The following is a 19,950-nucleotide window of genomic DNA, read 5'->3' as shown; positions in this document are numbered from 1 at the left end:
CCCGAACGGGGTCTCTCCGGTTACGTCCTCGGAAAACAGGAGTGACCGCGATGGACAAGGATCGGATTGCAGGCTCGGCCCAGGATTTTGCGGGTAAGGTCGAAAGCACCGTCGGCGACATGGCTGGCGATGCGAAGACGCAAGCCGAGGGCCGCGTGCGCGAAGCGGCGGGCACCGTGCAAAATCTCTACGGCCAGGCCAAGGACGCCGCTCGCGACGCCACTGACACCGCCGTCAGCTATGCCAAGGACGCCATTGAGCACAGCGGCGAAACCATTCGTAGCGGCCAGCAGACGGTAGCGAAAACCGTGCAGGAAAATCCGCTCGGTGCGCTGTTGGTCGCAGCCGGAATTGGCTTTGCGCTGGCGCTGTTGATGACCCGCCCGCCGCGCCGCCCGCCACCGCGCTGGCGCTATTACGGCTAACTTCATCCTGAGAGGAGCGGCCTCTTGGCCGCGTCTCGAAGGAGGGCGGCATCGCGGCTTCATGGTTCGCGCGGCGATGTGAAGCATCGTCCGCCGACGCGCGAAGACGCGCTCCTCACCATGGTGAGGACCATCTAAATCATCGCGTGAAATTGCCCGGCGGAACCTCTGCCGAGCGCCCGACATTGCCCGGCGGCCGCGGCGCGCCCGGAAGAGCAGCGGGTCCACGCGGCGGCGCAGCCGCGGGTGGTGCAGGCGGCCGCGGCGCCGCACCGAAGCCGCCGAAGAAGTCACGTAGCGATGGACCGTTGTTTTGCGCCGGGCGGATCTGCATCGGCGGCGGCAGTGGTCTCTTCTGTTGCTGCAGCGTTTGCTGCGGCGGCGGCAGTAAAAGCTGCTTCTGTGGCGGGGCGGCTGCCGCGGTTCCGCTCGGTGAGGTGGCCGCCATCGGCGTATCGCCCTTCGCCGGCTCGCGGCCGATCTCGCGACGAGGCCATATGTAGTCGTCGGCGCGGCCGGCCGGCGCGGCCAACGCTTCACCCTTCACCAGCGTGCGCGCGGCGAGCGCATCGACCGCTGCCGGACGCGAGCCGGGACCGCCGAGCAATTGATCGGTGCCGACGGAAGAGGCCACCAGCGGCATGACCGGTCCGGCAAGCGGACGCGGCGCCGGCTGGCCGGGCGCGACATTGGCCTCCGGCGTTGCCGGTTCGATCGGCACCGCGATCGGCCCGGAGCGGGCAGCCAGCAGGCGCGTGACCTCGCGCTCGACATAATGCGCGAGCTTGCGGGCGCCGGGCTTGGTGAAGAAGACGCCATCGGCCGTGCGGAGCTGGCGGATCTGGCCTTCGAAGTCGGGACCCTTCTGCAGGAACCGGCCGGCTTCATCGACAAAGCCATCCCAGATATCGACATAGGTGATGCCAGCCTTGCCGGCGCCGTCGCGATACAGCGCATCGAGGAACAGCATGTCGGCCGTTCCCTTTTGCCCGCGGATCGCCGGCAGGCCGACCCACAACACCGGGACGCCCTTGGATTTCAGCACGCCGATCAGCTCTTCGATCTTCTTGGTGTAGAGCTCGACCCAGCGCTCGTCGCGGAATTCGTAAAGTCCGCCGCCAGATCGCGCGGGTGCGGCGTTTTGTGGCGTGTCGTTATCGGCTGCATCGTCAGGCGACAATTCGGCATCGGCCGGCTTATCGTCGCGCTTTGCCGTGTCAGCCGAGCCTTCCGGCTTCTTTGCCTCCGCCGGTTTGGTATCTGTCTTGGTATCTGTCTTGCCGCGCGCGTCCTTCTTGTCTTCCTTCTTGTCGGTCTTCTTCTCGGTGACCGCCTCGCGGATGGCTTGGCGGTCGTGGAGGCCGAGCATGACGACGATGGCATCGGGCTTTTCGGTGGCGAGGATGCCCTTGGCGGCCGCGGTCCAATCGGCGGGCTCGCCGCGCGGCTGATACTTGATCAGGCCGGAGACGGTCTTGTGCTTGCGGATCACGCCCATGTCGGGCTGCTCGGAATAGGCGTCTTCCAGGCCATAGGCGAGCCAGTCGGCCATGGCGTCGCCGAGCACCAGAACGTTACGTTCCGGCACCGTGTCTCGCTTGGCAGGCGCGGGCGCGCGTGAGAAATCCTGGCGCGGCGCCTGCGGGGCCTGCTGCTGGAATGGCGAGAAGATATCGCCGCCGAACCAGCCGCGCTGCGGCGCTTGCCGCTGCGGCGGCCCGCCAAAGCCGCCGAAATTGAAAAACTGCGCCGACGCGGGTCCCACGATCCCGATCAGAAGCGCGATCGCAACCGCCAGCGCCACCAGTGGCCCGGTCTCGGTAAACACGCGCAAGAAGGACGTTGGCTTTCGCATCCGGCTCGGTCGCAAATGGATCGTGAAGCGTCAAATATAGCAGCGGAATCGGGCCGCAAGCGGGCAGATTTCACATCCCATAAACCGAGGTTCCAGGCCCAGCGTCAAGGCTCCTGCCGAATCGTGGTTTCGAATCGCGGTTTTTGGTCATTTAAGCGCTGAAAACAGGTCTTAACGGCCCCGCAGCCGCTCCAGCACGTCGGAAGAGGCAAATCCGTCCGCTGGCGCTCCGATCGAAGCTTGGAAGCTGCGGAGCGCCTCCCGCGTCTGGCCACCGAACTGGCCATCCGGCGTGCCCTTGTAGAAGCCGCGCTGCGCCAGGAGCTGCTGCAGTTCCAGTCGCTCCGCCCGCGACAGCACCCGTTCCTGCCGGGGCCAGGGTTGCACGAACGGCGGCCCGCCGCGCAGGCGGTCAGCAAAATGGCCGATCGCCAGCGCATAGGCCTCGGCCGGGTTATACTTCATGATCACCCGGAAATTCTGCAGCATCAGGAAGCCGGGCCCCTGCATGCCGGCCGGCGCCAGCAGATAGGCCCTCTCGGTTGTGTCGGGAAACGGCTTGCCATCGGCCCGCTTCAGTCCCTGGCTCTGCCACTGCGCAATCGTCATCGCCTTGGACTTGTCCGCCAGCATGAAATTAAAGCCCTCCGGCAGCACTACCTCGTAACCCCAGCTCCGGCTGGTCTGCCAGCCGTCTTTCTTGAGGTTGTTGGCGGTGGAGGCGATCAGATCGGCGACGTTGTCGACGACGTCGCGGCGGCCGTCGCCGTTGGCGTCGACGGCATAGCGCTTGAAGGCGGTCGGCATGAACTGCGTCGGCCCGAACGCGCCGGCCCAGGAGCCGCGCATCTGTTCGGGTCTGAGATCGCCGCGGTTGAGGATCTCGATCGCGGTGAGGAATTCATCCTTGAAATAGGCTTGGCGGCGGCCGATGCAGGCCAGTGTCGCGGTCGATCGGACCACGTTGCGGTCGCCCACTTGCGTCGAGTAGTTCGATTCGATGCCCCAGATCGATGCGATGATGTAGCGGTCGACGCCATAGGCTTTCTCCACCGCGTCGAATTGCGGCTTGTATTGGGCGAGGATCTCGCTGCCTTTGGCAAGGCGGTTGTCGTTGACGAGGATGTCGAGATAGTCCCAGATCGCCTTGGTGAATTCGGGCTGCGAGTCCATCAGGTCCATGATACGCAAATCAGGCTCGAGGCCGGCGGTGAAGCGCTCGAAATTTTGCTGGGTGATGTTGCGGCGCGCAGCATCCGGCCACATCGAGGCGATGCAATTTTGAAAATTCGCCGCCGCCTGCCGGATCGCGGATGCCGTCATCAGCGGATGGCCGGAGGCGCCGTCTTCGCCGCTCCAGGGCGGCGGACTGCCGTCCGGGCCGGGCGTAGCCTGCTGCGCCACGGCCTTCTGACCTGAGAAGATGTTGCCGAAAAAGTTCGAAACCCCGTTGCCGGAGGATTGGGCTTGAGATTGGGCCTGGGACTGGCCGCTGGAACACAACAGCGCTGCGGCGATTAAGATCGCGCCGGTTCGATTACTCGTCACTCGTTCCAAGAGGCCCATGCCGTACCCGTCCGTCGAAACCAACCCCGTGCCAGAAGGCCCTGACACGGTTTCCAATAGCTTAACAGAGGGCATTTTGTTGTCCCGCCCGGCGCGCGCAAGGGGAGGCGCAAGTCGGGCGGGAACGCCACCATACATCCGCCTTTGTTCAAGGGTGCAAACCGGCTATCAACGTGCAATCAAAGCACTTTCCTCATTTCCAAATCTCAATATCAAGGCGCCCGACATCCCATGAAAATCCGTAAAGCCGTCTTCCCGGTCGCCGGCCTCGGCACCCGCGTCCTGCCCGCCACCAAGGCGATGCCGAAGGAAATGCTGACCATCGTCGACAAGCCGCTGATTCAATACGTGGTCGACGAGGCCAGGGAGGCCGGCATCGAGCATTTCGTCTTCGTCACCGGGCGCAACAAGGGGGTGATCGAGGACCATTTCGACCGGATGTTCGAACTCGACACCACGCTGGCTCAGCGCGGCAAGAAGGCCGAGCAGGACATCCTGGCGCGCGACCAGCCCGAAGCCGGCGCCATGAGTTTCACCCGCCAGCAGGCGCCGCTCGGCCTCGGCCACGCGGTCTGGTGCGCACGCGATATTGTTGGCGATGAGCCGTTCGCCGTGGTGCTGCCGGACGAACTGGTGCTCAACAGCCCGGGTTGCCTGAAGCAGATGATCGAGGCCGCAGCGAAACTCGGCGCCAAATCCAATCTGCTCGCGGTGGAGGCGGTGCCCGACGAATTCACCCACCAGTATGGCATTTGCGGCGTCGGCAAGCGCCTGGCCAAAAACATGTTCGAGGTCGACGGCATGGTGGAGAAACCGCCGAAGGGCACCGCGCCGTCAAACCTTTCGATCACCGGGCGTTACATCCTGCAGCCGGAAATCTTCAAGATCCTCGAAACCCAGGAGCGCGGCGCAGGCAACGAGATCCAGCTCACCGATGCGATGAAAACTCTCGCCAAGACGCAAAAGTTCTACGGCGTGGAATTCGAGGGCGAGCGGCACGACTGCGGTTCGAAATCCGGTTTCCTTCGCGCCAACATCGCCTACGGCATGGCCCGCGCCGAGCTGCGCGAAGGCCTGCGCGCGGAGATGAAGAAGTATCTGGTGGAATAGGGGCGAGGACGCATTGCGCATTTCTCCGCTGTCATCCGGTCGGCCAGAGGCCGGACCGGGTGGCGGGCATGACGAGACTGTGCCTTAAGCCACCAGCGCGAGCTGCGGGATGGCGGCGACCACCGACTGGTTGCGGCCGTTGGCCTTGGCCGCGTAGAGGGCCTTGTCGGCCGCTTCGATCAGATAGGACCAATCGTTCGCTGCCGTGGGCGTCATACTCGCCACGCCGATACTCACCGTCGTCACGCTGGGGTCTTCGGCCCATTGTTCGACTTTGAGGCGGATGGTTTCGGCGACAGTGAGCGCTTCCACCGCCGAGAGGCCGGGCAGAAGTACCGCGAATTCCTCGCCGCCGTATCTGGCCGGACAGTCGCCGGCTCGCCCCACCGAATCCGAAATGCAGATCGCAATGCCGACCAGCACCTGGTCGCCGGCCTGATGTCCAAACGTGTCATTGTACGATTTGAAATGATCGGCATCGATCATCAGCACCGCGACGGGGGTCTGGTTGCGCGTCGCCCGCCGCCATTCCAGGTCTATCTCGGAATCGAATTTGCGCCGGTTCTTCAGGCCGGTGAGCGCGTCAGTGGTCGCAAGCTCTTCCAGCTTTTCCTCAGCCTCGGCGCGGCGGCCGATCTCGCGCGCGAGGAACAATGTGGTGCCGAGCACGAACAGGATCAGGGCCACCATGACCGCGCCGATCCGGATCACCTCCCGGTGCCAGAGGCTCAGGATGCTCGCCAGCGGTTTTCCGACTACGACAAAGAACAGGCTCGTATTGGCGCTTCGAACGTAAAGCCGCGGCGTCGGGTCCACCGGTCCGACCCCGGCGTAGGACCCGCCTTGCTTCAGATTTGCCGGATTCCAGTCTTTTCGCTCTGCCAGATTTTTGCCGACGATGTCGAGGTCGAACGGCTTGCGCATGATGATCGTCCGGTCGCGGCGCAATACCGTGATCGTATCGGTGGGATCGAGTGTCAGCCGCCCGAACAAATCGTGGAAATAGCTGAAGCGGATCGAGCCCACGACCACACCGAGAAAACCACCATCGGCGTCGGTGACGCGTCGGCTGAGCACGATCGAATAGGCGCTGCGATGCAGCATCGGACGGCTCATGTACAAGCCCACGTCGGGCTTGTCGCGATGGACGAAGAAGTATTCCTCATCGCTGCGATCCTCCGGCACGGGGTCGAGGCTTGCTGCATCGATGGTCAGCTTGCCCTGCGCGTCGAACACCTGGATCGCGCCGAAATGCCTGGCAGTCGCGGCATGATCGAACAGAATCAGATGGCGAATCTCCTTGCTGACCTTTTCGATCTCCGGCATCACCAGATTGGTGGCGACGTTACGTAGCGACAGATCGTAGAGTTCGATATTCCGGCTGATATCGGCGTCGATGCTCGAGGCCAGATTTTCCAGCGTCTGCCGCGCCAGCTCTTCCTCGCCGCGGCGCATGTCGAACATGACGCTGGTGCAAATCGCGGAGAAGCCGATCACGGCCGCGACCGACGACGCGATCAACAGCTTTACGGACAATCGCCAGGGGCGGCGGCCGGAGTCTTTCCTGAACCAACCCTTTCTGGCTACGTCGCTTTGCCGCTCGAATAGCATTCATCCGCTCCAAGCCTTCCGGTATGCGCCGGATAAATTGTTGCGGTCTTAAGCGGCGACGGCGATATGGTAGACAGTTAACATTCAGTTGCCGGCGCCGACGGTTTTGTGCAATTCGCTTAAGAGGACACGCGTGAACGTTTACGATCCGTTGCGGGACTATCTGAAGGCGCAGACGCGCACCGAATTCGTGTTGAGCTTCGAAGAGATCGAGGAGATCATCGATGCGGCGCTGCCGCGCGCCGCGCACCGTGCGTCATGGTGGGAGACGTTGCGGAGCCCGCAGGAGAAGATGCCGCAGCGCGAGGCCTGCCTCGAAGCCGGCTACATCGCAACGCGGCAGGCGGATGGAACGAGCGTGAAGTTCAAGAGAATGCCTCAAGACCGCCGTCGTCCCCGCGAACGCGGGGACCCATAACCACCGGGCGTTGTTGTAGCGAAGGCAATTGGCCCATCGTTTCACGGAAAAGCCGCGGCGTATGGGCCCCTGCTTTCGCAGGGGCGACGAAGACATCAGCTCGCCGCTTCCAGCCGTTCTTCGGTCAATAGCCGCATCGCTGCGTCGGCGTCCATCGGCTCGCCGAAGGCAAAGCCTTGCGCGTATTCGCAGCCCAACTGATAGAGCTCGACCGCATCCGAATCCGTCTCCGCGCCTTCAGCCACCACGTCCATGCCGAGGTCATGCGCCAGCGCAATGATCGATTTGAGGATCACCGGCCGCGTGCCGCGGCTGGTGGTGCGCACGAAGGACTGGTCGATCTTGATGGTGTCGAAGGGGAAGCGCTGCAGGTACGCCAGCGAGGAATGGCCGGTGCCGAAATCGTCCAGCGATAGTCCGGTGCCGAGTTCGCGAATGCGCGCCAGCATCTGCGCGGCATGCTCCGGATTCTCCATCACAAGCGACTCGGTGAGCTCCAGCTTAAGCGTGCCGCGCGCCACCGACGAACGCGACAGCACGGTGCGGATATCGTGGATCAAGTCATGGCGCAGCAACTGCCGCGAGGAAACGTTGACGGAGGCGAAGATCGGTTCGCGCGAGCGCATCGCGCGCTGCCATACCGAGAGCTGCCGCGCCGTCTGGTCCAGCACGAACATGCCGAGATCGACGATCAGGCCGATCTCCTCGGCAATCGTGATGAATTCTGACGGCGACATCCGGCCGAGCTTGGGATGATCCCAGCGCGCCAGGGCCTCGAAGCCGGCGATCGAGCGATCTTCCAGCCGCACGATCGGCTGGTAGAGAATGGTGATTTCCTGCCGCTCGATGGCCCGGCGCAATTCGCTTTCCAGCGTCAGGCGGTCGGTCTTTCGCGCGCGCATCGCCGGCTTGTAGACGTCGATGCGGTCGCCGCCGATGCGCTTGGAGTGATACATCGCAAGCTCGGCGTCCTTGATGATCTCGTCGGACAATTGCGTCTGCGGATCCGACAGCGCGAGCCCGATGGACGCGGTCAGGAAGATCTCGCGGTCGTTGAAGGCGATCGGCGCGCGGATGGTCTTGCGGATGGTTTCGGCGAAGGCGGTGATACGTGCCGGGTCCTGTTCCGACATCAGGATCAGGCCGAACTGGTCGCCGGCCAGCCGCGCCAGCGTATCCTGCGGTTTCAGGATGCGCGTCAGCCGACGCGCCAGCGTCAGCAGGATGGAGTCACCGACCGCAATGCCGACGGAATCGTTGACCTGCTTGAAGCGATCGAGGTCGATCACCATCAGCGTCGGCCGCAGGTTCGGCATGCTCTTGGCGAAATTCGCCACCGCGCCGAGGCGATCCATGAACAGTTTGCGGTTGGGCAGGCCGGTGAGGTTGTCATGCACGGAGTCGTGCAGCATGCGCTCTTCGGCGTTCTTGATTTCGGTGACGTCGGTCAGCGTTCCAACCACGCGCGAGACTTCACCGTCGGAGCCGACCACCGGGCGCGCCTTCAGCGCGAACCACATGAAGTGGCCGTCAGGCGTGCGCAGGCGGAAATCCTGCACCAGCCGGCCGCGGCGCTGGTCGAGCACGCTGTCCAGCGCGGCACGGAAGCGATCCTGGTCGAGCGGGTGCAGCACCTCCAGCCATTTTGCGGCCGGACCTTCCAGCGTGCCGCGCTTCAGCCCGAGCAGGCTTTCGGTCTCCGGGCTGGTGAACACCTTGTCGGCAGAGACGTCCCAGTCCCAGATCAGGTCGCCGGAGCCGGTCAGCGCCAGCGCGCGGCGCTCGATGTCGGAGACAATGCCGGTTGTCGCGCCGCCACCGGCGAACGCGTGCTGCATCACCGTAAATCCGATCAGCATCACGATCAGCACGAGGCCGCCGAGCAGCGCCGGACCTACGATGTCGTTGGTGACGCTTCCCGCCACCGTCATGCCGGCGGCGATCACCCAGACCACCAGCAGGAACCAGGTCGGGATCAACAACACCGCGCGGTCGAAACCATGCGTCGAGAGATAGACGATCAGCGCAAAGCCGGCGAAGGCGATCAAGACCAGCGAGATGCGGGCAATGCCCGAGGCGACTGCGGGATCGAACAGCGCCAGCGCTACCAGCGATCCCAGGAAGGCCAGCCAGCCGACGGTGATGTGGGAATAGCGCACATGCCAGCGGCTCAAGTTGAGATAGGCGAACAGAAACACCAGCAGCGTCGCTGCGAGGATCGCTTCGCCGGCCGCGCGCCAGACGCGCTCGGCATTGTTCGACATGTCGAGCACCTTGCCCCAGAAGCCGAAATCGACGCCGATATAGACCAGCACTGCCCAGGCCAGCGCGGCTGCGGCGGGGAACATGATGCTGCCCTTGACCACGAACAGGATCGTCAGCACCAGCGCCAGCAGGCCGGAAATGCCGATCACGATGCCCTGGTAGAGCGTGAACGAGTTGACCTTGTCCTTGTAGGCGTCGGGTTCCCAGAGATAGAGCTGCGGCAGCTTGTCGGTGCGCAGCTCCGCCACGAAGGTGATGACGGCGCCGGGGTCGAGCGTGATGCGGAAGATGTCGGCCGTTGCGCTTTCCTGGCGCTCGGGACGATCGCCGGTCGATGGCGTGATGGTTGCGATGCGCGACAGGCCGAGGTCGGGCCACAAGAGGCCGGATGACACGATGCGATAGTGTGGCGCGACGATCAGGCGGTCGAGCTGGTCGTCGGTGTTGTTGGCAAGCGCGAACACGACCCAGTTCTGTCCGCCTTCGCGGGCGCGCACTTCGATACGGCGGACGATGCCATCGGTTCCCGGCGCTGTCGAAACCTGGATACGATCGGTTTCGCTGCGCTGATGGTCGAGCACTGCGGTGAGATCGATGGCAGGCGCGTCGCTGCGGACGCTGACCGCGTCGATGGCATGCGCCGCAGGCGCGGCCATAACAATCATGAGGCCCAGCGCGAATAGCGCAAGGCACCTGATCAGACGCAATGTCAGTACTCCGCGACCAACGATTCTCCCGGCCCAGCGAACGGGGTCGGCGTTGCCGCGATAAATGACATGAAAGCGAAGCAAATCAAAGGGTTTCCACCCGCGCTTCGCTCGCGATCGGCTAGACCGACAACACAATTTTGCCAATATGTGCGGAGGTCTCCATCCGCCGGTGCGCGTCGGCCGCTTTTTCCAGCGGGAATGAGCTGTCCATCAGCGGTTTTACACGTCCCTCGCGCAGTAGCGGCATCACCTTGGCCTCGATTGCGGCGACCATCGCTGCCTTATCCGCATTAGTACGGGGGCGCAGCGTGGAGCCGGTATGGGTCAGCCGCTTCACCATCACCTTGGCAATGTTGACGGTGACCTTGGGGCTATTGAGCGTCGCGATCTGCACGATACGGCCATCGACCGCGGCAGCGTCATAGTTGCGATCGACATAGTCGCCGGCCACCATGTCGAGGATCAGGTTGGCGCCGACATTGTTGGTCTCGGCCTTGACCACGGCGACGAAGTCTTCGGTCTTGTAATTGATCGCGCGGTCGGCGCCGAGCTTGAGGCAGGCGTCGATCTTGTCCTGAGAGCCGACGGTCACGATCACCTTGGAGCCGAACGCTTTCGCAAGCTGGATCGCCATGGTGCCGATGCCGGACGAGCCGCCGTGGATCAGAAGCGTTTCGCCGGGCTTGAGCGCGCCGCGCTCGAACACATTGTGCCAGACGGTCATCAGCGTTTCCGGGATCGCGCCGGCCTCCTGGATCGACAGCGACGGCGGCACCGCCATCGCCTGCGCGTCTTGCGCAATGCAATACTGGGCGTAGCCACCGCCCGCGACCAGCGACATCACCTTGTCGCCGAGCTTGTGCTTTTTGGCGCCTTCGCCAAGCGCCACCACTTCGCCCGCGATTTCAAGGCCGGGCAGGTCGCTGGCGCCGGGCGGCGGCGGGTAAGCGCCGGACCGCTGCGCAACGTCGGGGCGGTTGACACCCGCCGCCATCACCTTGACCAGGATCTCGCCTGGGCCGGGCGCTGGAACGCTGCGGGTTTCGGGCAACAGCACTTCGGGGCCGCCTGGCTTGCTGATGCCGATGACGGTCATTTGCGCGGGCAGCTTTTCCATGATTTGTCCTTGCGAAAGGCTGAGAATTGAAGACGGCCCCTGATTAGCCAGCCCGGCTGCGGCTGGCAACCGCGAGAAGGGACGGCCAGATCTGCAGGGAAATGCCGAAAGGAGGAAACGCATGGCCATCGAAGACGACGACAAGCCACGGAAGAAAATCAGCCATGAGATCGGCCAGGACCTGTCGCTGCTCTCGGTCGAGGAACTGACGGAGCGGATCGCGCTCTTGAATTCGGAAATCGCGCGGCTGCAAGAGGCGGTCACCAAAAAGCGCGCGTCAAAGGACGCCGCGAACAGTTTCTTCAAATCGTAGGATTTTTAGAACGCGCGCTCATTCCTGGTCGTCCCTGCGAACGCAGGGACCCATACGCCGCGGCCCATCTTGTGGCAGGGCCGCTGGCCGACTTTCCCTCAATTTCATCTGCCGGTGGCTATGGGTTCCTGCGTTCGCGGGGACGACCCGTGGATGAAGTCAATCACAAACTCGGCCAATGGCCGACATGGCAAACAATCTCTAAAGAAAATCGTTCGTTTACGGTCCGTTAAGCTTTCTCGATTATGACTGTCATCGTCCTCGTTTGGACACCGAGTGGCTCCTGTCCACTCTGTTTGACGCCTCCCTGTTATCAACTTCAAAAGCCGCCGGAAACGGCGGCTCTTTTTTGTGCTCTCCACGGCTATTTTGTGCCCCCACGAGCTGGAAACCATAAATCCGGTTGCCGCTGGACTCTCGACTTCGCCCGAGCAATGATTTGTTCATCATAAGCCGGTGGTTCACAGCCGGTTGGGGCAAATAGTGGCGTGAGGGCGTTAACCATGGCGGACCGTTCGCAAAGCGAATCCGCGCTCGTTCTGTTCAGCGAGCGGCTGACTAATTCGGTGGCGTTCGGAACTCTCTTCCGGGAAGGCATGGATCTGGTCGAGGAAACCGCCGCCTATCTCGATGGCGACGGCCGCACCGAAGCCAAGGCGCTCGAACGTTCTGTCAGCCTTACTTACGCAACCGAAAGCATGCGCCTGACCACCCGCTTGATGCAGCTTGCGTCATGGCTGTTGCTGCATCGCGCGGTCAAGGAAGGCGAGATGACGCTGACCCAGGCCAATCGGGAAAAGACCAAGGTCAAGCTCACGGCCGCCGATCCCGGGCCGCAGGACATGATCGAGAAGCTCCCGCAGCAATTGCAGGATCTGATTGCGCGATCGATGAGCCTGCAGACGCGGGTCCGTCGCCTCGACATCTCGATCCACGCGGCGCCCGCGGAACGCGGGCCGATCGGCAATCCGCTGGTGCCGCAGCTCAACAGGTTGAAAGCGGCGTTCGAGCAGTAAGGTTCTCTCCGCCGTCATTGCGAGCGTAGCGAAGCAATCCATCTCTAAGCGCGGGGAGCGATGGATTGCTTCGTCGCTTTGCTCCTCGCAACGACGAGGATAGGCCGCAGCACCAAAATAAAAACGCCCCGGGCTGACCGGGGCGTTTCGCATTTCTGAACCCAAGAAAGCAGGACCGGACGGCCTCAGTCCTTCTTGAGGAAGCCCGAAAACTTCTTCTGGAAGCGCGACACTCGGCCGCCGCGGTCGAGGATCTGCTGCGAGCCGCCGGTCCAGGCCGGGTGCGACTTGGGATCGATATCGAGGTTCAGCTTGTCGCCTTCCTTGCCCCAGGTGGAGCGGGTCTGGTACTCTGTCCCGTCGGTCATCACGACCGTAATCGTATGATAATTCGGATGAATTTCGGCTTTCATGGCATATCCTTCGGCGCGCCGGCGCCCGTCTCAACTGTCAGGGGATACGGGATTTGGCGGCTCTATAGCTCAGGAAGCCTGTCAAAACAAGCTACGTATATGTCCTGATTGGGAATCTCCCGGATTTGCCAGAGGGGGGCGCGGAGGCCTATCTGGAGGCAGAAAAACGGGTCGGATTTCATGAGCGCAGTGGAACAGATTGAAGCCCCCCGCGGCACGCCGCCGCGTGACGCCCTGCTCGAGGAAGAGGCCTTCATCGAGCGCCAGTTGACGCAATCGCCGGCCAGGAAGGGCGCCAGGCTGCGCCCGCTGCTGGCGCTCGCGCCCTATGTTGCGCGCTACCGCGGGCGTGCGGCGCTCGCTTTCATTTCGTTGACGGTCGCGGCGATCACCACGCTGGTCGTGCCGATCGCCATCCGGCGCATGATCGATTTCGGCTTCAGTCCCGAAGGCATCGCCCTGATCAACAGCTATTTCAGCGTCATGATCGCGGTCGTCGCGGTGCTCGCCGCCGCCAGCGCGTCGCGTTACTACCTCGTCATGACGATCGGCGAGCGCATCGTTGCCGACGTCAGGCGCGACGTGTTCGCGCATCTGATCTCACTCTCGCCCGCATTTTTCGATTCCGCGCGTTCGGGCGAGTTGGTGTCGCGGCTGACGGCCGATACCACCCAGATCAAGTCCGCGGTCGGCGCCTCGGTGTCCATCGCGCTGCGCAACATGATGCTGTTCATCGGCGCCGCCACCATGATGGTGATCACGAGCCCCAAGCTTTCAGGCTTCGTGCTGCTGGCGATCCCCGTGATCGTGATCCCGCTGGTCGCCTTCGGGCGCTGGGTGCGGCGGCTGTCGCGCAACGCGCAGGATACGCTGGCGGATGCCAGCGCGTACGCTTCCGAACTGGTCGGCGCGATCAGGACCGTGCAGGCCTATACCAGCGAACGGATGGCCACCGCCCGCTTCGGCGGCGATGTCGAACAGGCCTATGAGGCGGCGCGCAGCTCGACACGGGCGCGCGCGGTGCTGACGCTGATCATCATCTTCATCGTGTTCTCCAGCGTGGTGGCGATTCTCTGGGTCGGCTCGCACGACGTGCTGACCGGCCAGATCACGCCGGGCCGGCTCGGTCAGTTCGTACTGTATGCGGCGTTCGCCGCCGCCGGTCTCGGACAGCTTAGCGAGGTATGGGGCGAAGTCTCGGCCGCCTCCGGCGCCGCCGAGCGGCTGTTCGAGATTCTTCGGGTCAAGTCGCAGATCACGGCCCCGCCGCAGCCCGTCGCGCTGCCGCAGCCTGCGCGCGGCGACGTCGGGTTCGAGAACGTCAGCTTTGCCTATCCGGCGCGGCCGGATGTGCTCGCGATCGATCAGGTCTCGCTCTCGGTCAGGGCCGGCGAGAAGGTCGCGATCGTGGGTCCCTCGGGAGCGGGCAAGAGCACGCTGTTTCATCTCCTGCTGCGGTTCTACGATCCGGGCAAGGGCACGATCTCGCTCGACGGCGTGCCGATCAAATCGGCGGATCCGCTTGACGTGCGCTCGCGGATTGCGCTGGTGCCACAGGACTCGGTGGTGTTTGCGGCCACGGCGCGCGAAAACATCCGTTTCGGCCGGCCCGATGCCACCGACGCCGAGGTCGAGCGCGCCGCCGATCTCGCGCACGCCACCGAATTCCTGCGCAAGCTGCCCGGCGGCTTCGAGGCGCAACTCGGCGAGCGCGGCGTGACGCTGTCCGGCGGCCAACGCCAGCGCATAGCGATCGCCCGCGCGATCCTGCGTGACGCGCCGCTATTGCTACTCGACGAAGCGACGTCAGCGCTCGATGCCGAAAGCGAGACGCTGGTGCAGACGGCGCTGGAAGAACTGATGCGCCACCGCACCACGCTCGTCATCGCGCATCGCCTCGCCACCGTGCTCTCCTGCGACCGCATCATGGTGATGGACCAGGGCAGGATCGTCGAACAGGGCACGCATGCCGAGCTGGTCGCGGCGAACGGGCTGTACGCGCGATTGGCACGGCTGCAGTTCGAGGGCGTGTAGCCGATCTGGGTGAGGGTGTTACGCCCTCCATTCCATCTTCAACACCGGCCTGCCTGAAGTCGGGTTTACATCCTCGCCGGCATGTTCAAAGCCGTTGCGCTCGTAGAAGCGGATCGCGCGGGCGTTGTCCTTGTTGACCAGAAGCGTGACGCCATTGGGCGACAGGCGCTTGGCTTCGTCGACCAGACTTGTCGCAAGTTTCGAGCCCCAATGATCCGGACTGACCACGAGCTGGTCGAGATAGCCAGATGCATCGATGGTCACGAAGCCGATCAGCACATCCGCCTGCTCGGCGACGATGATCTGGGCGTTTGCCACCAGCTCGTTCCGCCACCGCTCACGCCACCACGCCACCCGCGCATTGAAGTCGATCGACGGATAGGCCTGCTGCCACGTCAGGCGCCACAGCTCGATCGCCGCATCCTCGTCCTCGGCGCGATAGGGGCGGAGCGTGAAATCTGCGGCCACTACCGTTCCGTCAGCTTCAGCTCGATGCGGCGGTTGCGCTTGTAGGCGTCTTCGTTGGGTGCTGAATCGAGCGGCTGGAACTCGGCAAAACCGGCGGCGACCAGCCGTTGCGCGGGAACGCCGAGGAAAACCAGATATTGCACCACGGAGATGGCGCGCGCCGACGACAATTCCCAGTTCGACTTGAACAGCGGCGAGTTGATCGGGCGCATGTCGGTGTGGCCGTCGACCCGCAGCACCCAGCCGATCTCGCTCGGTATCTGCTTGTCCAGATCGATCAGCGCGGTGGCGAGTTTGTCGAGTTCGGAGCGGCCCTCGGGAAGCAGCACCGCCTGGCCGGTATCGAAGAACACTTCCGACTGGAATACGAAGCGGTCGCCGACGATGCGGATATCGGGGCGATTGCCCAGAATGGCGCGCAGGCGGCCGAAGAATTCCGAACGGTAGCGCGACAGTTCCTGCACGCGTTGCGCCAGCGCGACGTTCAGGCGCTGGCCGAGATCGGCAATCCGCCCCTGGGATTCCTTGTCGCGCTTTTCGGAGGCTTCCAGTGCTTCCTCGAGCGCCGCAAGCTGGCGGCGCAGCGCGCTGATCTGCTGGTTCAGCACCTCGATCTGGGCGAGCGCGCGCGAGCTCACGGCCTTTTCGGACTCGAGCGCCTTGTTGAGCTCGTTGGCGCGGCCCTGGGCGTCGCCGGCACCGCTCAACCCCTCGTAAAGCCCCTTGATGCGGTCACGTTCGCCTTCCGCGGCGGCGAGGCCGGCGCGCAATTGCGCGAGCTGGTCGTCGAGCGTGATCTTGCCGAGCTTTTCCAGCGACAGCAGGTCGTTCAACTGCGCGATCTTGGCGTTGAGTTGTTCGAGCGCCTTGTCCTTGCCGGTGACCTCCTGCGACAGGAAGAATTGCACCACCAAAAACACCGACAGCAGGAACACGATCGACAGCACCAGCGTCGACAGCGCATCGACGAAGCCCGGCCAGTAGTTGAAACCGGATTCACTGCGGCGTGCACGGGCGAGGGCCATTTGTCGTCTCCAATCTCGTGTCCCGGACGCGGCGCGGCGTGGAAACGCTGCGCCGCAGAGCCGGGACCTATTCGTGCTGGGTCCCGGCTCTGCGTCGCATCACCATAGCGTGTCGAAGACGCGCGTAAACGCGCTTTTGCCTGCTGCGCCGCGTCCGGGACACGAACTTTCCACTTCAGCTCTTCTCGGGCTGTCTGGCGATCCGTTCCAGGAGCTTCTTGATCTCGCGGTTTTGTTCGCCCTGACCGTCGGCCCATTCGCGGATCATCTGCTGCTCGGTGCGCATATGCGCAACCAGGCCCTGGATCGCCTCGGCCAGATTGGCCATCGCCGCCGTGGTGTTGCGGCTGCCGCCGCTCTCTTCCACCACTGCGCGGATACGTTCCATTGCATGCTGCAGTTCACCGCCGATCCCGGAACTGCCATCGCCATATTCGCGCACGGTGGAGGCGAGCCAGTCTTCAAGGTCGGTATAGAAGCGGTTCTGCGCCTGGCTCGACTGCAGGTCGAGAAAGCCCAGGATCAGGGAGCCCGCGAGGCCGAACAGCGAGGACGAGAACGAAATGCCCATGCCGCCGAGCGGGGCGGCCAACCCCTCTTTGAGAGTGTCGAACAGCGAGCCGGCATCGCCGCCGACTTTCAGGCCGTCGATCACCTTGCCGACGGAACCGACGGTTTCGATCAGGCCCCAGAAGGTGCCAAGCAGGCCGAGGAAGACCAGCAAGCCTGTCATGTAGCGGGAAATATCACGGGCTTCGTCCAGCCGCGTCGCAATCGAATCCAGCAAGTGCCGCATGGTCTGCTGCGATATCGTCATGCGCCCGGTACGCTCGCCGCCGAGAATTGCCGCCATCGGCGCCAGCAGGGTCGGGCGCCGGTCGATTGCGAGCCCCGGATCGGCGATGCGGAAACTGTTGACCCAGGCCACCTCCGGATAGAGCCGAACCACCTGCCGGAATGACAGGATGATGCCGATCAGGAGCACCCCGCCGATCAGCGCGTTAAGGCCAGGGTTGGCAAAGAACGCCACGGTGATCTGCTTATAGAGCACGACCGTGACCAGCGCGCAGAGCACCAGGAACACGAGCATCCGCACCAGGAAAATCCGTGGTGAGGACAGTTTGCTCAGTTCGATCTCCATTTCGGAGCGGGAGGAGGGGCCTGAAGGCATTTGCGGGGTGTCATCCGGTTACGAAAAGCCGCGCTGGCGCCAATATGGCACAGCGGGCTGGAGAAAAAAGCTGGCAAGCCGCGATTTCGGGCCGACGGTGGTGGAACATCTTCCCGAAACCGGGCTTTGACATCAGCGTATTTTGGAACGGTTCGATGTCCAACCGAGATTTTTCATGACGCTCTTATATATCCCGAGGCGTGTTGGCCATTGCCGCATCTTTCCCGGTTCTGATGGCGGGCGCCTCTAGGTGGTGCAGGAGCAGTGGCTGTATCGCGACTGCCGGTTGCAGACCAGCCCGTTCTTCCGGCGGCCGCCGCCGGCATGATCCGACCCGGAGGGTCGCGTTAGCCCGTGCGGGGACCGGTTTTTGAAAAGGATCGTGCCAAAATGGAGGGAGTGTCATGGCTTCGTCTCCGCGATCCTGGGCACCGCCGAGCGGGTGCCGCTGCCCGACGTGATTATCCGGGCCGCAATCCACCAGCTCTGCTCACGCACCGCCACGAAACTCGCCACCGGAAATGCCGAAAGCGATGCCTGGCTCGCCGACGAAGTGGCGGCACGCGCCATCGAATGTGTTCGATCGCGCCGATGGCGAGGACGGGATTGCGCAGCATTTCTGTACCGGCGGCGTGATGCCGAGCCATCATCTGATCCGGCAATATGCCGATCTGTTCGGGGTCGAAAGGGAATGGCGCTGGAGCAGCATGCATTGTCAGCGCAACGCGCAGGACTGGCTGGCGAACTTCGACCGACATCGCGACGAAATCGAGCGCGTGCTTCGCAAGGTCTATGGCGGCGAGACTGCGCTGTGGATGCGGCGTTGGCGCTGGTTCCTGCTCGCCACCGCAGGCCTGTTCGGTTACGCCGGTGGCAGCGAGTGGGGCATCAGCCATTACCGGCTCAAGGCGGCGGTAGCCAGGCGTTAACCGATTCGTGCCGGATGCCTCCCGCGCGGTCATCTGCTGCAGCGAAACGGCGGGTTCCCGGCCGTCTGTTTCCGGCCAAACGCAATGGAACCGTCTCACAATCAAGTGAATCTGGAAAAATGAGCGGTAGTTCAGTGTGATAGCGTTGTGTGACATTGGGCCGCCGCGAAATCGTATTGCGTCGCAGCAGTCTGTCCCTATCCTATCTTCCACTAACCGTGAGTTCCCAAGACTCTTACGACAACGTCGCGAATGCTCAACTCGCGCCTTCCAACCTGAACTGGGGCAATGCTTTCAATGTCCGGACTACGAACGCAATCGGCATGCATCATTGTGATGTTGACTGCGATGGCGCCGCTTTTGGCTGGCTGCAATGAACCGATCGCCGCGACCGCAGCGGCAAAGCCGCCCGAGCCTGAAGTAGGCACTTTCACCGTCAGATCTCAGCCCCGCGCCATCGTTCGTGAATTGCCCGGCCGAATCGCACCCACCCGGGTCTCGGAAGTCCGTGCGCGGGTTTCGGGCATCGTCGTCGAGCGCCTGTTCCAGCAGGGCACCGAGGTGAAGGCCGGCGATCCGCTCTACCGGATCGACCCCAAACCGTTCGAGGTGGAACTGCAGGCGAGCGAAGCCGCGCTGGACAAGGCGGAAGCTGCGCTCGATCTCGCCACCCAGCACGCCCGGCGCATTGCGACGCTGACCAGCCAGCGCGCGGCGCCGGAGGCAGAGAACGAAAAGGCCATCGCAGCCCAACGCCAGGCTGAGGCTGAAGTTGGCAGCCGCAGGGCCGATGTCGCCCGCGCGAAGCTCAATCTCGACTATGCAACAATCCGTGCGCCAATCAGCGGCGTCGTCGGCGCCGCACTGGTGAGCGAAGGCGCGCTGGTGGTGCAGAACGAGACCACCAGCCTTGCCACGATCCAACAGCTCGACCCGATCTACGCCGATTTCACCCAATCGATCGCGGAGATGAACAAGCTGCGCCGTGCGCTCGAAAGCGGCGACCTCGACCGGATCGCGCCCGACGTGGCCAAGGTCCGCCTCGTGCTCGACGATGGTCCGGCCTATTCGATTCCCGGCAAGCTTCTGTTCTCTGATGCCAAGGTCGACGCCTATACCGGGCAGGTCACGCTGCGCGGACAGTTTCCGAATCCGAATCGCGAACTACTGCCCGGCATGTATGTCCGCGTCCTGATCGAACAGGGCATCGATTCCGATGCCATGGCCGTGCCGCAGCAGGCGATCCAGCGCGATGCCGGCGGCGGCAGCGAAGTCTTCGTGGTCAAGGACGACGGCCGCGTCGCGACGCAGCCGGTCCGCACCGGCCCGATGCAGGACGGCGTGTGGCTGATCAGCGAGGGCCTCAAGGAGGGCGACCGCGTCATCGTCGACGGGTTCCAGAAGTTTGTTGCCGGCGACAAGGTCAAGGCGAAGGCGTGGATCGATGCGGATGCCTCGGTTGGTTCGATACCGCCAGCACCGGCAGCGCAAGCGTCCCGCTGAG

Annotated in this window: 16 protein-coding genes and 1 pseudogene; 8 read left to right on the top strand and 9 right to left on the bottom strand. The window is 63.5% G+C overall.

Features of this window, described 5'->3' with window-relative positions:
• Positions 1–50: 50 nt before the first annotated feature.
• Complete coding sequence (locus V1273_RS30915; RefSeq protein ID WP_334411822.1) at positions 51–425, top strand: CsbD family protein; 375 nt, start codon at positions 51–53, stop codon at positions 423–425.
• A gap of 139 nt (positions 426–564) precedes the next feature.
• Here V1273_RS30915 and V1273_RS30910 read toward each other — a convergent pair whose 3' ends face one another.
• Both V1273_RS30910 and V1273_RS30905 read right to left on the bottom strand, forming a co-directional pair.
• Positions 565–2,280, bottom strand: coding sequence for an SGNH/GDSL hydrolase family protein (locus V1273_RS30910; RefSeq protein WP_334411821.1), 1,716 nt, complete (start codon positions 2,278–2,280; stop codon positions 565–567).
• A gap of 171 nt (positions 2,281–2,451) precedes the next feature.
• A complete protein-coding gene (locus tag V1273_RS30905) occupies positions 2,452–3,846 on the bottom strand; it encodes a lytic murein transglycosylase (RefSeq protein ID WP_334412293.1) in 1,395 nt (464 codons plus the stop codon).
• A gap of 231 nt (positions 3,847–4,077) precedes the next feature.
• Here V1273_RS30905 and galU point away from each other — a divergent pair, with 231 nt between their 5' ends.
• Complete coding sequence (gene galU / locus V1273_RS30900) at positions 4,078–4,956, top strand: UTP--glucose-1-phosphate uridylyltransferase GalU (protein ID WP_334365146.1); 879 nt, start codon at positions 4,078–4,080, stop codon at positions 4,954–4,956.
• Positions 4,957–5,040: 84 nt separating this feature from the next.
• On the opposite strand, the gene V1273_RS30895 is transcribed toward galU, so the two are convergent.
• On the bottom strand, positions 5,041–6,567 hold the full coding sequence (locus V1273_RS30895) for a GGDEF domain-containing protein (RefSeq protein ID WP_334411820.1): 1,527 nt from the start codon (positions 6,565–6,567) through the stop codon (positions 5,041–5,043).
• A gap of 133 nt (positions 6,568–6,700) precedes the next feature.
• On the opposite strand from V1273_RS30895, the gene V1273_RS30890 reads away from it, so the two are divergent.
• Positions 6,701–6,985 (top strand): DUF7662 domain-containing protein, encoded by a 285-nt coding sequence (locus V1273_RS30890; protein ID WP_334365144.1) that lies wholly within the window; start codon positions 6,701–6,703, stop codon positions 6,983–6,985.
• Positions 6,986–7,080: 95 nt separating this feature from the next.
• Here the strand turns inward: V1273_RS30890 and V1273_RS30885 are convergent, their stop codons facing one another.
• Positions 7,081–9,957, bottom strand: a complete 2,877-nt coding sequence (locus tag V1273_RS30885; protein WP_334365143.1) for an EAL domain-containing protein — start codon at positions 9,955–9,957, stop codon at positions 7,081–7,083.
• Positions 9,958–10,078: 121 nt separating this feature from the next.
• Positions 10,079–11,077: an NAD(P)H-quinone oxidoreductase gene (locus V1273_RS30880; RefSeq protein ID WP_334380111.1), complete on the bottom strand. Its 999-nt coding sequence runs from the start codon at positions 11,075–11,077 to the stop codon at positions 10,079–10,081.
• Between the two features lie 121 nt (positions 11,078–11,198).
• Between V1273_RS30880 and V1273_RS30875 the strand changes: the two genes are divergently transcribed.
• On the top strand, positions 11,199–11,390 hold the full coding sequence (locus V1273_RS30875; protein WP_065726730.1) for a DUF1192 domain-containing protein: 192 nt from the start codon (positions 11,199–11,201) through the stop codon (positions 11,388–11,390).
• Between the two features lie 503 nt (positions 11,391–11,893).
• On the top strand, positions 11,894–12,406 hold the full coding sequence (rcdA, locus tag V1273_RS30870; protein WP_334365141.1) for a protease adaptor protein RcdA: 513 nt from the start codon (positions 11,894–11,896) through the stop codon (positions 12,404–12,406).
• A gap of 185 nt (positions 12,407–12,591) precedes the next feature.
• Here the strand turns inward: rcdA and rpmE are convergent, their stop codons facing one another.
• Entirely contained in the window at positions 12,592–12,819 is a 228-nt protein-coding gene (rpmE, locus tag V1273_RS30865; RefSeq protein ID WP_057833964.1) for a 50S ribosomal protein L31, read from the bottom strand.
• Positions 12,820–12,999: 180 nt separating this feature from the next.
• Here rpmE and V1273_RS30860 point away from each other — a divergent pair, with 180 nt between their 5' ends.
• Positions 13,000–14,853 carry an ABC transporter ATP-binding protein/permease gene (locus V1273_RS30860; protein ID WP_334411819.1) on the top strand — a complete coding sequence of 618 codons (1,854 nt, stop codon included), beginning with the start codon at positions 13,000–13,002 and terminating at the stop codon, positions 14,851–14,853.
• A gap of 18 nt (positions 14,854–14,871) precedes the next feature.
• Here V1273_RS30860 and V1273_RS30855 read toward each other — a convergent pair whose 3' ends face one another.
• The 3 genes from V1273_RS30855 to V1273_RS30845 all read right to left on the bottom strand — a co-directional run bounded on the left by V1273_RS30855 (position 14,872) and on the right by V1273_RS30845 (position 17,517).
• Entirely contained in the window at positions 14,872–15,321 is a 450-nt protein-coding gene (locus V1273_RS30855; RefSeq protein ID WP_334411818.1) for a GNAT family N-acetyltransferase, read from the bottom strand.
• Positions 15,321–16,346 carry a peptidoglycan -binding protein gene (locus V1273_RS30850; protein WP_028349258.1) on the bottom strand — a complete coding sequence of 342 codons (1,026 nt, stop codon included), beginning with the start codon at positions 16,344–16,346 and terminating at the stop codon, positions 15,321–15,323. Before V1273_RS30850 ends, V1273_RS30855 begins: the two co-directional genes overlap by 1 nt.
• A 175-nt stretch (positions 16,347–16,521) precedes the next feature.
• Positions 16,522–17,517 carry a flagellar motor protein MotA gene (locus tag V1273_RS30845; RefSeq protein WP_334365135.1) on the bottom strand — a complete coding sequence of 332 codons (996 nt, stop codon included), beginning with the start codon at positions 17,515–17,517 and terminating at the stop codon, positions 16,522–16,524.
• Between the two features lie 569 nt (positions 17,518–18,086).
• Here V1273_RS30845 and V1273_RS30840 point away from each other — a divergent pair.
• Together V1273_RS30840 and V1273_RS30835 are read left to right on the top strand one after the other, a co-directional pair.
• A pseudogene (locus V1273_RS30840) lies at positions 18,087–18,446 on the top strand (DUF1488 family protein); the annotation flags it as partial.
• A 297-nt stretch (positions 18,447–18,743) separates the two neighbouring features.
• Positions 18,744–19,949, top strand: a complete 1,206-nt coding sequence (locus tag V1273_RS30835) for an efflux RND transporter periplasmic adaptor subunit (protein WP_334380115.1) — start codon at positions 18,744–18,746, stop codon at positions 19,947–19,949.
• Position 19,950: the final 1 nt, after the last annotated feature.

The organism is Bradyrhizobium sp. AZCC 1721 (assembly GCF_036924715.1).
Taxonomy (GTDB): domain Bacteria; phylum Pseudomonadota; class Alphaproteobacteria; order Rhizobiales; family Xanthobacteraceae; genus Bradyrhizobium.
Note: the sequence above shows the minus strand (reverse complement) of the source record. Positions and strands in the feature narration are given on the sequence as shown.